Here is a 14,435-nt window from a genome sequence, read left to right on the forward strand (position 1 = left end):
GTTAACCTCCGCGCGGTCGGGCAGACTCGAAGGAAGCCCGAAGCAAACCTCCCGGAAAGAGGGTGGATCGCGTGGACCGCTGCATCGTCCTGGTGGACGCCGGGTATCTGCTCGGCGCGGCTGCCAGCCTCCTCGCCGGGGAACCCTCCCGCTCCCGCATCACCGTCGATCACACCGCCCTGATCCATGGGCTGCGCGAGCGCGCCGAGGCCGACACCGAGCGGCCGTTGCTGCGCATCTACTGGTTCGACGGCGCCCCCGACCGCGTCCCGCAGCCCGAGCACCGACGGTTGCGCGTGATGCCCCGCGTGACCGTCCGGCTCGGCGCGCTGACCCGGAGCGACGGGCGGTGGGCGCAGAAGGGCGTCGACGCCGCCATGCACGCCGAACTGACCGAACTGGCCCGCAACCGCGCCTGTTCCGACGTGGTCCTCGTGACCGGCGACGGGGATCTGCTGCCGGGCATGATGGCCGCCAAGGAGCACGGCGTCGCCGTACACCTGTGGGCCGTGCAGGCCGCCGACGGCGACTACAACCAGTCCGAGGACCTGGTCGCCGAAGCCGACGAGCGGCGCGTGCTCGACCGGATCTGGATCACCAAGGCCGTACGGGCCAAGGACCTCGGCGGGGGCTGCGCGCCGCAGTCGGTGCCGCGACCGGAGATCGCCGCGATCCTGTCGGCGCCGCTGCCCGAGTCGTCCCTCGCGACCGCCGCCGAGCGGACGCCGAGAGAGCCCGAACACGCCTCGACGGCGGATGGGGCGCGCGACGGGGCCGAGGAGCGGGCGGCCACGCACAAGGGCGTACCGACGCCGAAGGATCTGGCGGCGATGCGGGGGCCAGGGGCGCCCGCATCGCAGCATCCGGCGACGGCCACGTTGCGATGGTCCTCCGACAAGGGGTGGGTGGACCGGCCCGGGGGCGCGGCGGAGCCGCCGGAGGCGGCGGCCATGCCGACGCTGGCGCAGTTGACGACGGCGGAGCAGCGGTGGGCCGACCGGGAGGAGGACATCACGACAGTCGGAGGCGACCCCTTCGAGGTCGGGCAGGTGTTCGCTCGGCGGTGGATGGCCCGGCTGACCGATGAGTCGCATCTGCAGAAGCTGTCGGCGATGTATCCACGGGTGCCGCATCGGGTCGACGGGGAGCTGTTGCGGTACGCGGCCCGATTCGGGCTGCTGGCGCACAAGGACGACCAGATCGATGAGCGCGACCGGTACGCGATCAGGGCCGGGTTCTGGCGGGAGATCGATGTGCGTACGGGGGTCGAGCACGCGCCGGCGGGGGAGCGGTAAGGGCGCCCCATAGGTCGGGGCGCGTGTTCGAGGCCGCGTGTGGGTTCGTCGGGGCCGGTCGCGCGGTTTCCCGCGACTCTCCAGGGCGCGGCTGGGTGACCCGGAGGAAAATCGGCACCCCGGACCCCGTAGGCTCGACCCTCGTGAGTACGCGTACGGCACAGGCGATCCGGCACGGTCGGGATGTCGTGTGTGCTGTGCGGGGGCTCACCAAGACGTATCCCGCGACGCGGGGGCGGCGGGGCACGCCGGGAACTCCCGAGGTACGGGCCAACGACGCGGTGGCGCTGGAGGTCCGGCGCGGGGAGATCTTCGGGTTGCTCGGGCCCAACGGGGCGGGCAAGACCACTCTCGTACGGCAGCTGACCGGGCTGATGCGGCCCGACGACGGCACCGTCGACATCCTGGGCCACGACATCGTGCGGCATCCGGAGCGGGCCTCGCGCATCCTCGCCTACCTGGGGCAGGAGTCGACCGCCCTCGACGAGCTGACCGTGGCGCTCGCCGCGGAGACCACCGGGCGGCTGCGCGGGCTGGAGGTACGGCGGGCGCGGGCCGAGCGGGACGCGGTGCTGGAGGAGCTGGGACTGACCGGGCTCGCCGCACGGCCCCTGAAGAAGCTGTCCGGCGGGCAGCGGCGGCTCGCCTGTTTCGCCACCGCGCTCGTCGGGGAGCGGCCGCTGCTCGTGCTCGACGAGCCGACCAGTGGCATGGACCCGGTGGCCCGGCGGGCCGTGTGGGCCGCCGTCGACCGGCGGCGGGCCGAGTCCGGCACCACCGTCCTGCTGGTCACCCACAACGTCATCGAGGCGGAGACCGTGCTCGACCGCGTCGCCGTCCTCGACAAGGGGCGGGTCATCGCCTGCGACACGCCTGCCGGACTGAAGGAACAGGTCGCGGGCGAGGTGCGCGTCGAGCTGGTGTGGCGGGAGAAGGCCCCGCTGGACGTGCCCGAGGTCGCCGCGCTGCGCCCGCGCGCCGTGGAGTCCGGGCGCCGATGGACGCTCCGGCTCGCCCCCGAGGAGGCGCGCGCCGTGGTGGCCACGGTGACCGGGGGCGCCGCCTTCGTGGCGCTCGACGACTTCACCCTCGCCACGCCGAGCCTGGAGGACGTCTACCTGGCGCTCGGCGGCAGCGCGGGCAGCGCACGGGGACTGGTCAAGGGGTGAGGGACGCGGGCGTGTGCCGGAGAACAGTCGGTGCGGATGTGAACGGCAGGGCTGCCGCGGCCGTACGAAAATGGGCGACAGCCGAAGCCAAGAGGAGCCGCTCGACGTGAGTGTCGTACCCGCCGAGATCCTGCCGGGCCAGGCTCTGGCCGCCGAGGAGCGCGTCGAGCTCCCGGCCGCCGAGCTCGGGCCCCGCGCGCGCCTGTGGCCGTCGCTCTGCGCCGTGTACCGGGCGCAGCTCTCCCGGGCGCGGGTCGCACGGATCCCGCTGCTGTTCGTGGCCACCTTCCAGTCGATCGGGATCATGATCCTGATGCGCGGAGTGGTGGACGGCGGGGCCGAGGCGCACGCCGTGGTCGCCGGTTCGGCGGTACTCGTCGTCGCCTTCGTCGCGCTGAACCTGCTGGCCCAGTACTTCGGGCAGCTGCGCTCCAGCGGCGGGCTCGACCACTACGCGACGCTGCCGGTGCCGCCGGCGGCGGTGGTGCTGGGCGCGGCGGGGGCGTACGCCTCCTTCACCGTGCCGGGGACCGTCGTGACCGCCGTCTTCGGCTGTGTGCTCTTCGGGCTGCCGCTGACCCACCTCTGGGTGCTCGTCGCCGTGATCCCGCTCGCCGGGGCCGCGCTCGCCGGGCTGGGCGCCGCGCTGGGCCTGCTCGCCCCGCGCCCGGAACTCGCCACCGTGCTCGGACAGCTGGGCATGTCGGCGGCGCTGCTGCTGGGCGTACTGCCGGCCGACCGGATGCCGGGCTTCATCCGGTTCGCGCGGGACCTGCTGCCCTCGACATACGGCGTGGAGGCCTTCGCGCGGACCTTCGGGCCGCACCCCGACTGGGCGTTCGTGCTCGGTGACCTCGCCGTGTGCGCGGGGGTCGGGGTCGTCTCGCTCGCGGTCGCCACCTGGGCGTACCGGCGGGCCGCCGTCCGGTGACGCGGCACTCAGCCGCGCCTGGCACGATGGCAGTGTGACCGCACCGTTGACTCCTCCGCCACCGCCGCACAACCAGTCCCCGAACGACCCCTGGGGTCCGCCGCCCACCAGCGGCGGGGGCGCGGCGGAACTCTGGTACGAGCCGCAGAAGCCGGCCGGTCCCGGGACGAGGACCGAACTGATCGAGGCCGCCGTCGTCACCGCGGTCATGGCGTTGCTCGGCGGCGCGTTGCTCGGGCTCCTGTGGTGGTGGCTCGCACCGCACGTACCGCTCGTCTCCGACGGATCGGCGGTCTATCTCAAGGACACCGAGGGCGAGCAGGCCGTCGGCGTCGACGGAACGTTCATACTGCTGGCGCTGGGCGCGGGCGCGCTGAGCGCACTCGTCGTCTTTGTGCTGCGTCGGCGCGGCGGGGTGCCTCTCGTCGTGGCGCTCACGGTCGGCGGGCTGCTGGGCGCCGTGGTGGCGTGGCGGCTCGGGGTCTGGCTCGGACCCGAGACAGACGTCGCGGCACGGGCCAAGGAGGTCGGGCAGGGGGTGACGTTCTCCGCGCCGCTGAAGCTCGCCGCGAAGGGGGCGCTGCTGGCGTGGCCGCTGGCGGCGTTGCTGGTGCACCTCGGGCTGACCGCGTTGTTCGGGCCGCGGGATCCCGAGTTGTTCGAGGATGAGCAGGCCAAGGACGGGTACGGGGCGCCGGTCGCGTGACGTTTCTGGGCGCCGATCGGGTCGGGGCGTCGGCGGGTGCGGGTGAGTGGGGCTTCTCGCGCAGTTCCCCGCGCCCCTGAAGGACACGGCCCCTGCGGGCCGAAAAGCACGGGGCGCAGCCCCTGCTTTTCAGGGGCGCGGGGAACTGCGCGACCAGCCCCCACCGGACCCGCACCCGCCGACGAACCGACCGCCCCGAGCTCCGACGCGAACCCCAGGGACCGCACCCGGCGTCACGCGCGGCCGATCGGCGCGGCGACCGCCTCCGTGAGCTTCGCAAGGTCCCGCGGGGACAGTTCGACCTCCAGGCCGCGGCGGCCGGCCGAGACACAGATCGTGTCATGGGCGTCCGCGGAGGCGTCCAGCACCGTGCGGAGCTTTCTGCGCTGTCCGAGAGGGGAGATACCGCCCCGGACATAGCCCGTCGTGCGCTCCGCCAGGGTGGGGTCGGCCATCGCCGCCCGTTTGCCGCCGACCGCCGTCGCCAGCGACTTCAGGTCCAGCGAACCCGCCACCGGCACGACCGCGACCACGAGCGCGCCGTCGACATCCGCCACCAGGGTCTTGAAGACCCGCTCGGGGGACACGCCCATCGCCTCCGCGGCCTCCTCGCCGTAGGACGGGTGCGCGGGATCGTGCTCGTAGGCGTGCACGGTGAACTCCACGCCCGCCGTGCTCAGGGCCACCGTCGCGGGCGTGCCGCCTGCCTGCTGCTTCTTCGACTTCTTCGCCATCGGCCTTCTCGTGTACGTCAGTTGAGGCTCGTCGGGCTCCGCGTCAGCTCCGACGCGGGCAACGACGGCAGAGTACGGATGATGGCGGACTCGGCGCGCAGGAGTTTCAGCTCGTCGCGCAGGCGGGACGCGGTGTCGGGGGCCTGCAGGAGCCGCTGCTTGGCGGGTGTGTCGAGCATCATCGCCGCGGCGACCAGGTACGACACGACGGCCGGCTCGTCCGGGAGGTCGGCGCCCGTCGACAGCGAGCGCTCCCGGGCGCCCGCGAGCCGCTTCTGGTACTGGCGGAACGCCCGCAGGACGCCCTCCGCCAGCGCGCCCGCCCCGTCGCCCGCGTCCTCCGGCAGCTCCTCCAGATCCGCCACGAGGAACGGGCCCGAGGCGTCCACGGAGAGCAGACGCACCCGGGTGGTCCCGGTCGCGAGGACCTCGTACGTGCCGTTGTCGCGTTCCCTGATGGTCGCCGCGTCCGCGACGCAGCCCACGGAGTGGAACGCCTTGGTCGGTTCGTCGCCGAAGCCCGCGGTCGGGCCCCGGTCGGGCAGGGCGGTCGGATCCGGCATGCCGGGGGCACTCGGCGCGACCTCGTGTCCGTCGCGGATGGCGACGACGGCGAAGCGGCGGGGTTGGTCCTCGGGGGTCTTCAGCAACTCGCGCATCATGGCGCGATAGCGCTCCTCGAAGATGTTCAGAGGAAGCACGAGCCCCGGGTACAACACCGAGTTCAGGGGGAAGAGCGGCAGCCGGACGGTGGTCACGAGGCCAGAGCCTAATGGGCGTCGGGGCGCGCGCGTTCGGCCGTACTCGTTTGGTGACCTCCGGTGAGACCTAACCCCCGGCTCGTGTCGGCCGTTCCGACCGCGCGCGCAGCGGGATCGAGCACGCCACTTCCAGCCGTACGCCGTCCCGCAGCTGGAGGAACTGGCCCAGCGGATCGTCCGACACCCGGTCCCACGGGAAGGACGTGGCGTACGGGCCGATCACGCGCAGCTGAGCCAGGGCGTCCTGCCAGCGCTCCAGACGGACCAGGACGTAGGCCAGCAGATTCCGGACCTCGGCGGGCCACGGGTCGCTCGGCTCGTACTCGGCGGAGAGCGCGATCGCGCCGTCCGCCGCCGCGTCCAGACGCGCGCGGGGGATCAAGGCCCCGCCGCCCTCGGTGAGGTATGCCAGGGCCGCCCGTACCGGCAGGGCGCGGACGAGGGAGCCGGGGAGCGCGTCCTCGGCGGCCCGCTCGGCGAAGTCGAAGCACTCGCGGTGCGAGCCGTACCAGGCGGCCGACAGGTACTTCAGGGCCGCGACGTGGCAGCCGTAGTGGTGCGGGGAGCGGCGGACCGCCTCCGCCCACAGCTGCTCGAAGCCGGTGTGGCCGAGGCCCGTGCCCCGGGCGTGGTCGAGGGCGATCCGCCAGGGCACCGGGTCGCGCGGCTCACCCTCGGCGGCCGCGGCGATCAACGGGTTCACCTCGCGCAGCAGTTCGACCCGGGCGGGGGAGTGCCAGCCACGGGCCACCGCCAGCTCGGCCCGGATCAGCAGGACGTCCGGGTCGTGCGGGGCGGCCGCCTGCCAGGCCCGCAGCCACTCGTCGCGCGCGCGGGCGAAGGCGGCGAGCCGTAACGCGTACCGGTCGCGGTTCTCCCACTCGGCGGCTTCCCGGGTGGTCGCCAGCAGCTTCGCCGCGGGTGCGTACTCACCGCGGCCGGCCGCCAGCAGCACGGGCCCGAGCCGCTCGTCGGGGGCGTCGAGCAGTACCTCGTCGTCGGTGACCAGACCGGCGGCGAGCCGTGAGGTGTGACGTGCCATCCGGGCGGTACGGACGAGCGCGCGCAGCGGACCCATGACACCCCCTTCGCGCCTGAGCCGGTGCCGCTCTCGCGTACCGGGTTCTCGCCATCGTGGTCACACGATCGATGGTTTCGGTATCAAGACGGTGGGAAGAAGCTTTGGGTTGTCTGCCGACCAGACTGTTGTCTGCCAGCCGACCAGACTGTTGTCTGCCGCCCGGATCAAGGTCCGGAACACTGAGCGGCCTCCGGAGAGAACCGCTCAGTTCCTGCTCAGGAGCCGGGTGGCGCCCGCCGCCACCGTAGTCGCGAGGATCCAGCCCAGGATGATCATCACCGCGGCCAGCCACTGCCAGCCCTCGCGCAGCTGCCAGTAACCGACCTGACCGAGGTCGACGATCGGCAGCAGCAGATCCAGGGCGAACAGGGAGGGGCTCCAGTTCGGGTGCTCGCCGCTCTTCATCGGCGGAGGGTCCGCGTGCGAGAAGGCGAGCGAGGTCAGCGCCCACAGCACCGCCATCCACACCGCGGCCCGGCCCGGCCGGTACCCGTACGCGACCGTCCAGTCCTGCGCGTGGCCCCACAGCTTGGCCGCGAGCGGCAGGTTCTCCCGCCGGTGGCGCTGCTTGGCGAGGAGCACCTCACGGGCCCCCTCGTCGTCCCCGCCGGCCCGCAGCACGGTCGCCAGCCGCTCGTACGGCTCCGGGCTGTACTCGGCGGTCGCCGCCGCCACCCATTCCAGCCGTCTCGCCAGCGGGAACCGGTCGCGCGGCACGAGGGTCTCGTACTGGAAGCCGCCCATGTGGAGGTTGCCGGGGCCGGGCCAGCTCCCCGAACTGTCGATCAGGACGCCGACGCGGGCCCCCGACAGGACGACCTTGCCGCGCTCGGGCCGGTCGCCGAGAAACCGCAGCTCGGGCACCTGGACGCGGCGCAGGGACAGCTCCTGTTCATCCGTGAAGGTGAACCGGGCCCGCTCCAGGTCGACGGAGTCACCGAACCGCCCGTCGTCCAGCCGGATCCCGCCCTGGCAGTCGAACCGCTGCACGCGGGTGCCGCGCGCGGGCGTGCTGCCGCTGGTGTGCAGCGGATTGCCGATGCCGGCCGGGGTCAGATAGAGGGTGCGCTCGACGGTCAGCTGGGGCGCGTTCAGGGCGAGGCGGCCGTACGGGTTGGCGAGCCGGCTGCCGCGCAGGCTGAGCGAGGCGCCGACGGTCGCGCCGCGCAGGCTCAGCTCGCCGTGCGACTCCAGCATCTCGGCCTGAAAGTCCTGGGCCACGGTCAGCCCGTCGGCGGAGAGCGAGCGGCCGTGCCGGTCGCGGTAGACGACCGCCTGGTTGAGCAGCAGATCGGTGCCGATGTGGGCGTCCGCCAGCCGCACCCCGTTGTGGAACCGGCAGCGCGGCAGATGCAGATCGCCCTCCGTGTGCAGCCGGGCCGCCTCCAGCCGGGGCACCGAGCAGTCCACCAGCCGTACGGTCGTGAACCGGGCCTCCGGCAGCAGGATCTCCTTCTCGAACCGGCAGCCCTTCATCTCCACGTACGGCACCACCTGGCCGCCCGCGAGCTCCAGGACACCCTGGATCTGGACGCCGACGAGCTTCAGCGCGGACACCCGCCCGGCCAGCGCGGGCGGCCCGTCCAGCAGCAGCCAGGCCACGATCCGCGCCCGGACGGTGCGCTCGGGCCCCCAGGGGTGGCCGCCGTGCGGGTCATCCACGGCGATGTCCCCGTCGCGCAAGTCGTACACGCTGCCGTTGCGGAACGCCTGCCACATGCCCGCTTCGGCGGCGGTCAGGTCCTCCGGCAGGTCTCCGTCGTCCCGGAGGCCGACACCCTCGCTCACTGCTCTTCCTTCCCCCGTCCTCCGTACTCGCGTGTATCACGCAACTGTTTACGCTGGTGATGCCCGCTGAGTCACACCCTGAACACAAGACGTGAAGAGGATCTTCCGGGTTCCCGCGCGGGCCCGTATCAGCCATTGGAACGCGCGGACGGCCGCCCGCGCGGGTCTGAGAGAATTGGCCCTGTGATCTCCCGAATCGATCTGCGCGGTGACGCCCTCCCCGAGGGCCCCGCCCTGCGCGACCTGCTGCCCCGAGCCGACTTCGACGTCTCGGCCGCCCTGGAGAAGGTGCGTCCGATCTGCGAGGCCGTGCATCATCGGGGCGACGCGGCGCTGATCGACTTCGCGGAGAGGTTCGACGGCGTCCGCCTGACCTCCGTACGGGTCCCGGCCGAGGCCCTCACGCAGGCGCTGGAACAGCTCGACCCGGCCGTCCGCGCGGCCCTGGAGGAGTCGATCCGCCGCGCCCGCATCGTCCACCACGAGCAGCGCCGCACCACGCACACCACCCAGGTCGTCCCCGGTGGCACGGTCACCGAGAAGTGGGTACCGGTCGAGCGCGTAGGCCTGTACGCCCCCGGCGGCCGGTCGGTGTACCCCTCGTCCGTGATCATGAACGTGGTCCCGGCGCAGGAGGCCGGTGTCCCGTCGATCGCCCTCGCCTCCCCGGCGCAGGCCGAGTTCGACGGGCTCCCGCACCCCACGATCCTCGCGGCCTGCGAGCTGCTCGGCGTCGACGAGGTGTACGCGGCCGGTGGCGCCACCGCCGTCGCGATGTTCGCGTACGGCACCGAGTCCTGCCCGCCCGCCCCCATGGTCACCGGCCCCGGCAACATCTGGGTGGCGGCCGCCAAGCGGTACTTCACCGGCGTCATCGGCATCGACTCCGAGGCCGGCCCGACCGAGATCGCGGTCCTCGCGGACGAAACCGCCGACCCGGTGCACGTCGCCGCCGACCTGATCAGCCAGGCCGAGCACGACCCGCTCGCGGCCGCCGTGCTCGTCACCGACTCCATCGCCCTCGCCGACGCGGTCGAGAAGGAGCTGGAGCCGCAGGTCGAGGCCACCAAGCACATCGAGGACCGGGTTCGCCCGTCACTGGCCGGTCGGCAGTCCGCGATCGTCCTGGTCGACGGCGTCGACGAGGGCCTCAGGGTCGTCAACGCGTACGGCGCCGAGCACCTGGAGATCCAGACGGCCGACGCCGCGGCGGTCGCCGAGCGTGTCGTCAACGCGGGCGCGATCTTCATCGGCCCCTGGGCGCCGGTCTCGCTGGGCGACTACGCGGCCGGCTCCAACCACGTGCTCCCGACCGGCGGCTGCGCCTGCCACTCCTCCGGTCTGTCCGTCCAGTCCTTCCTGCGCGGCATCCACATCGTCGACTACACGAAGGACGCGCTGGCCGAGGTCGCGCACCACGTGGTGACGCTGGCGGAGGCGGAGGACCTGCCCGCGCACGGCGCGGCGATCAAGGCAAGGTTCGGTTGGAAGGTACCTGGCAAGTGAGCTTCGGAATCGACGATCTCCCCGTACGGGACGAGCTGCGCGGCAAGAGCCCCTATGGCGCGCCCCAGCTCGACGTCCCCGTACGGCTGAACACCAACGAGAACCCGTACCCGCTGCCCGAGCCGCTGGTCGAGCGGATCACCGAGCGGGTGCGGGAGGCGGCCCGGCACCTCAACCGCTACCCGGACCGGGACGCCGTGGAGCTGCGGACGCGGCTCGCCGAGTACCTGACGAAGACGTCCGGATACGGGGTCGATCCGACGAACGTCTGGGCGGCCAACGGCTCCAACGAGGTCATCCAGCAACTCCTGCAGACCTTCGGCGGCCCCGGCCGCAGCGCCATCGGCTTCGAGCCCTCGTACTCGATGCACGGACTGATCTCGCGGGGCACCGGCACCGGCTGGATCTCCGGTCCGCGGCGCGACGACTTCACGATCGACCTCGCCGCCGCCGAGCAGGTGATCGCCGAGCACCGGCCGGACGTCGTCTTCATCACCACCCCCAACAACCCCACGGGCACCGCGGTCTCACGGGAGACCGTCCTCGCGCTGTACGAGGCCGCGCAGGCGGCCAAGCCGTCGATGGTGGTGGTCGACGAGGCGTACATCGAGTTCAGCCACGGCGACTCACTGCTGCCGCTGCTCGACGGGCGGCCGAACCTCGTCGTCTCGCGGACGATGTCCAAGGCCTTCGGCGCGGCCGGTCTGCGCCTCGGCTACCTCGCCGCGCACCCGGCGGTCGTGGACGCGGTCCAGCTCGTACGACTGCCGTACCACCTCTCCGCCGTCACCCAGGCGACCGCGCTGGCCGCGCTGGAACACACCGACACCCTCCTCGGCTATGTCGAACAGCTGAAGACGGAGCGGGACCGGCTCGTCGCCGAACTGCGCGCCGTCGGCTACGAGGTGACCGACTCCGACGCGAACTTCGTGCAGTTCGGCAGGTTCGAGGACGCGCACGAGGTCTGGCAGAGGATTCTCGACCGGGGCGTCCTGGTCCGGGACAACGGCGTACCGGGATGGCTGCGGGTCACCGCCGGAACTCCCACCGAGAACGACGCGTTCCTCGACGCGGTACGTGAACTGAAGAAGGAGCAGAGCGCATGAGTCGCGACGGCCGCGTCGGCAGAACAGAGCGGACCACCAAGGAGACCTCGGTGCTCGTCGAGATCAACCTCGACGGCACGGGCAGGACGGAGATCTCCACCGGGGTCGGCTTCTACGACCACATGCTCGACCAGCTCGGCCGCCACGGTCTGTTCGACCTGACCGTGAAGACCGACGGCGACCTGCACATCGACTCCCACCACACCATCGAGGACACCGCCCTCGCGCTGGGCGCCGCCTTCAGGCAGGCCCTCGGCGACAAGGTGGGCATCTACCGCTTCGGCAACTGCACGGTCCCACTGGACGAATCCCTCGCCCAGGTCACCGTCGACCTGTCCGGCCGCCCGTACCTCGTGCACACCGAGCCCGAGAAGATGGCGCCGATGATCGGCGAGTACGACACCACGATGACCCGGCACATCCTGGAGTCGTTCGTCGCCCAGGCCCAGATCGCGCTGCACGTGCACGTGCCCTACGGGCGCAACGCGCACCACATCGTCGAGTGCCAGTTCAAGGCGCTGGCGCGGGCCCTGCGCTACGCCTCCGAGCGCGACCCGCGCGCGGCCGGCATCCTGCCCTCCACGAAGGGCGCGCTGTGAACGGCCTCTCCACCGTCCTGATCGTCGTCGGCCTCTTCCTGGTCGGCGGGATCATCTCGTTCGCCAAGCAGGACATGCCGAAGAGCCTCATCACCCTGCTCTCGATCGGCGCCGCGATGTGTCTCGTCGCGGGCATCATGCGGCTGGAGGTGTGGAATTGAGCACCGCGTCCAAGAAGAGCGCCAAGAAGGTCGTCGTCTTCGACTACGGCTTCGGGAACGTGCGGTCCGCCGAGCGCGCCCTCGCGCGCGCGGGCGCCGAGGTCGAGATAACGCGTGACTTCGACAGGGCCATGAACGCGGACGGGCTGCTGGTGCCCGGCGTCGGCGCCTTCGCCGCCTGCATGAAGGGGCTGAAGGAGGCGCGCGGCGACTGGATCATCGACCGCCGGCTCTCCGGCGGCCGCCCGGTGATGGGCATCTGCGTCGGCATGCAGATCCTCTTCGCGCGCGGCATCGAGCACGGCGTGGAGACCGAGGGCCTCGACGAGTGGCCCGGCGCCGTCGAGCCGCTCCAGGCCGAGATCGTGCCGCACATGGGCTGGAACACCGTCGAGGCCCCGGCCGACACGCGGCTGTTCGCCGGCCTGGACGCCGACGCCCGCTTCTACTTCGTGCACTCCTACGCCGTCCAGGACTGGTCCCTGGAGACGCACAACCCCGCGCTGACCGCCCCCAAGGTCACCTGGTCGACCCACGGCAAGCCCTTCGTGGCGGCCGTCGAGAACGGCGCCCTCTGGGCCACCCAGTTCCACCCCGAGAAGTCCGGCGACGCCGGAGCGCAGCTGCTGAACAACTGGATCGGAACCCTGTAGCCATGGCAAAGCTCGAACTCCTTCCCGCCGTCGACGTCCGCGACGGCCAGGCGGTCCGGCTCGTCCACGGCGAGTCCGGCACGGAGACCTCCTACGGCTCCCCCCTGGAGGCAGCCCTCGCCTGGCAGCGCGCGGGCGCCGAGTGGCTGCACCTGGTCGACCTGGACGCCGCGTTCGGCACCGGCGACAACCGGGACCTGGTCGCCGAGGTGACCCGGGCGATGGACATCAAGGTCGAACTGTCCGGCGGCATCCGGGACGACGCCTCCCTGGCGAAGGCCCTGGCCACCGGCTGCACCCGGGTCAACCTGGGCACCGCCGCCCTGGAGACCCCCGAGTGGGTCGCCAAGGTCATCGCCGAGCACGGCGACAGGATCGCGGTGGGGCTGGACGTGCGCGGTACGACGCTGAAGGGCCGCGGCTGGACCCGCGACGGCGGTGACCTCTACGAGACGCTGGAGCGCCTCGACAAGGAGGGCTGCGCCCGCTACGTCGTCACGGACATCGCCAAGGACGGCACCCTCCAGGGCCCCAACCTGGAGCTGCTGCGCAACGTGTGCGCCGCGACGGACCGCCCGGTCGTGGCGTCCGGCGGCGTGTCGTCCCTCGACGACCTGCGGGCCATCGCCGAGCTTGTGCCCCTCGGTGTCGAGGGCTCCATCGTCGGCAAGGCCCTGTACGCGAAGGCGTTCACCCTGGAAGAGGCCCTGGAGGCTGTGGCGTGACTGTCCCGGAAATGGACGCGGTGTCATGACGTCCGAAGCCGTACGGCGTGTGCAGAGTGGGAGTCCCTGGGAGGAGTCCTTCGGTTTCGCGCGCGCCGTCGCGGCGGGCGACCGCGTGCTGGTGGCGGGCACGACGGCCTTCAGGGGCGATGTGCTGTACGGGGAGGGCGACCCGTACGAACAGGCCAAGGTGGCCTTCACCAGCGCGGTCGAGGCGCTCGGCGAGTTCGGGCTCGGTGCCGGGTCCGTGATCCGTACGCGGATGTACCTGACCCACATGCGGGACGTGGAAGACGTGGGGCGGGCCCACAAGGAGATCTTCGACCCGGTGCGTCCGGCCGCGACCCTGCTGGTCGTGGAAGGGTTCGTCGACCCGCGCATCCTTGTCGAAGTAGAGATCGAAGCATTCAGAGGCTAGGCCTTCGCGGGCCTTTCCCAGGTCATTCCTAAGGAGCCGTGGATTCATGACCCTGGCGGTCCGAGTCATCCCCTGCCTGGACGTGGACAACGGCCGGGTCGTCAAGGGTGTCAACTTCCAGAACCTGCGCGACGCGGGCGACCCCGTCGAGATGGCGAAGGTGTACGACGCCGAGGGCGCCGACGAGCTGACGTTCCTGGACATCACCGCCTCGTCGGGCAACCGCGAGACCACGTACGACGTGGTGCGCCGCACCGCCGAGCAGGTCTTCATCCCGCTGACGGTCGGCGGCGGCGTCCGCACGGCCGAGGACGTGGACAAACTGCTGCGGGCCGGCGCGGACAAGGTCGGCGTCAACACGGCGGCGATCGCCCGCCCCGACCTCATCCGCGAGATCGCCGAGCGCTTCGGCCGCCAGGTGCTGGTCCTTTCCGTCGACGCGCGCCGTACGGAAGCCGGATCCTTCGAGGTCACCACGCACGGCGGCCGCAAGGGCACCGGCCTCGACGCCGTCGAGTGGGCCCACCGGGCCGCCGAACTGGGCGCCGGCGAGATCCTGCTCAACTCGATGGACGCGGACGGAACCAAGGACGGCTACGACCTGGAGATGATCACCGCCGTCCGCAAGCACGTCAGGGTCCCCGTCATCGCCTCCGGCGGCGCGGGACGCCTAGCCGACTTCTCCCCGGCCATCGAGGCCGGCGCCGACGCCGTCCTCGCCGCCTCCGTCTTCCACTTCGGCGACCTGCGCATCGGCGAGGTCAAGGAAGCACTGCGGGGAGCGGGACACGCTGTGCGGTGA

General features: G+C 72.1%; 16 protein-coding genes. 12 read left to right on the top strand and 4 right to left on the bottom strand.

The features are described 5' to 3' along the window. Positions 1 to 71: 71 nt before the first annotated feature. From OG622_RS36830 to OG622_RS36845, 4 genes are all read left to right on the top strand, one after another. Positions 72 to 1,295 carry an NYN domain-containing protein gene (locus OG622_RS36830; RefSeq protein ID WP_371580951.1) on the top strand — a complete coding sequence of 408 codons (1,224 nt, stop codon included), beginning with the start codon at positions 72 to 74 and terminating at the stop codon, positions 1,293 to 1,295. 143 nt (positions 1,296 to 1,438) lie between these two features. Then, positions 1,439 to 2,464, top strand: a complete 1,026-nt coding sequence (locus tag OG622_RS36835; protein WP_371580952.1) for an ABC transporter ATP-binding protein — start codon at positions 1,439 to 1,441, stop codon at positions 2,462 to 2,464. A 106-nt stretch (positions 2,465 to 2,570) separates the two neighbouring features. Beyond that, a complete protein-coding gene (locus OG622_RS36840; protein WP_371580953.1) occupies positions 2,571 to 3,395 on the top strand; it encodes an ABC transporter permease in 825 nt (274 codons plus the stop codon). A 34-nt stretch (positions 3,396 to 3,429) separates the two neighbouring features. Continuing rightward, positions 3,430 to 4,101 (top strand): DUF2567 domain-containing protein, encoded by a 672-nt coding sequence (locus tag OG622_RS36845; RefSeq protein WP_371580954.1) that lies wholly within the window; start codon positions 3,430 to 3,432, stop codon positions 4,099 to 4,101. A gap of 233 nt (positions 4,102 to 4,334) precedes the next feature. Here OG622_RS36845 and ybaK read toward each other — a convergent pair whose 3' ends face one another. The 4 genes from ybaK to OG622_RS36865 form a co-directional block, all read right to left on the bottom strand. Continuing rightward, the gene (ybaK, locus tag OG622_RS36850) at positions 4,335 to 4,835 is read right to left on the bottom strand and encodes a Cys-tRNA(Pro) deacylase (protein ID WP_371580955.1); all 501 of its coding nucleotides are present in this window, start codon (positions 4,833 to 4,835) and stop codon (positions 4,335 to 4,337) included. A 17-nt stretch (positions 4,836 to 4,852) separates the two neighbouring features. Continuing rightward, complete coding sequence (locus OG622_RS36855) at positions 4,853 to 5,593, bottom strand: LON peptidase substrate-binding domain-containing protein (protein WP_371580956.1); 741 nt, start codon at positions 5,591 to 5,593, stop codon at positions 4,853 to 4,855. Between the two features lie 70 nt (positions 5,594 to 5,663). Continuing rightward, positions 5,664 to 6,674, bottom strand: a complete 1,011-nt coding sequence (locus tag OG622_RS36860; RefSeq protein WP_371580957.1) for a hypothetical protein — start codon at positions 6,672 to 6,674, stop codon at positions 5,664 to 5,666. A gap of 207 nt (positions 6,675 to 6,881) precedes the next feature. Then, the gene (locus OG622_RS36865) at positions 6,882 to 8,465 is read right to left on the bottom strand and encodes an oxidoreductase (RefSeq protein ID WP_371580958.1); all 1,584 of its coding nucleotides are present in this window, start codon (positions 8,463 to 8,465) and stop codon (positions 6,882 to 6,884) included. 183 nt (positions 8,466 to 8,648) lie between these two features. Between OG622_RS36865 and hisD the strand changes: the two genes are divergently transcribed. From hisD to hisF, 8 genes are read left to right on the top strand one after another with little or no spacing between them, the layout of a single operon-like run. After that, on the top strand, positions 8,649 to 9,971 hold the full coding sequence (hisD, locus tag OG622_RS36870; RefSeq protein ID WP_371580959.1) for a histidinol dehydrogenase: 1,323 nt from the start codon (positions 8,649 to 8,651) through the stop codon (positions 9,969 to 9,971). Then, positions 9,968 to 11,077 (top strand): histidinol-phosphate transaminase, encoded by a 1,110-nt coding sequence (locus tag OG622_RS36875; RefSeq protein WP_371580960.1) that lies wholly within the window; start codon positions 9,968 to 9,970, stop codon positions 11,075 to 11,077. Before hisD ends, OG622_RS36875 begins: the two co-directional genes overlap by 4 nt. After that, positions 11,074 to 11,676, top strand: a complete 603-nt coding sequence (hisB, locus tag OG622_RS36880) for an imidazoleglycerol-phosphate dehydratase HisB (RefSeq protein WP_371580961.1) — start codon at positions 11,074 to 11,076, stop codon at positions 11,674 to 11,676. Before OG622_RS36875 ends, hisB begins: the two co-directional genes overlap by 4 nt. Further along, entirely contained in the window at positions 11,673 to 11,837 is a 165-nt protein-coding gene (locus OG622_RS36885; protein ID WP_371580962.1) for a hypothetical protein, read from the top strand. Before hisB ends, OG622_RS36885 begins: the two co-directional genes overlap by 4 nt. After that, entirely contained in the window at positions 11,828 to 12,490 is a 663-nt protein-coding gene (gene hisH / locus OG622_RS36890; RefSeq protein ID WP_371580963.1) for an imidazole glycerol phosphate synthase subunit HisH, read from the top strand. Before OG622_RS36885 ends, hisH begins: the two co-directional genes overlap by 10 nt. Positions 12,491 to 12,492: 2 nt before the next feature. Beyond that, on the top strand, positions 12,493 to 13,215 hold the full coding sequence (priA, locus tag OG622_RS36895; protein ID WP_371580964.1) for a bifunctional 1-(5-phosphoribosyl)-5-((5-phosphoribosylamino)methylideneamino)imidazole-4-carboxamide isomerase/phosphoribosylanthranilate isomerase PriA: 723 nt from the start codon (positions 12,493 to 12,495) through the stop codon (positions 13,213 to 13,215). Between the two features lie 25 nt (positions 13,216 to 13,240). After that, positions 13,241 to 13,633 (top strand): RidA family protein, encoded by a 393-nt coding sequence (locus OG622_RS36900; RefSeq protein ID WP_086746281.1) that lies wholly within the window; start codon positions 13,241 to 13,243, stop codon positions 13,631 to 13,633. A 46-nt stretch (positions 13,634 to 13,679) separates the two neighbouring features. Beyond that, positions 13,680 to 14,435 (top strand): imidazole glycerol phosphate synthase subunit HisF, encoded by a 756-nt coding sequence (gene hisF, locus OG622_RS36905; RefSeq protein WP_371580965.1) that lies wholly within the window; start codon positions 13,680 to 13,682, stop codon positions 14,433 to 14,435.

The organism is Streptomyces sp. NBC_01314 (assembly GCF_041435215.1).
In the GTDB taxonomy this organism is placed as follows: Bacteria; Actinomycetota; Actinomycetes; order Streptomycetales; family Streptomycetaceae; genus Streptomyces.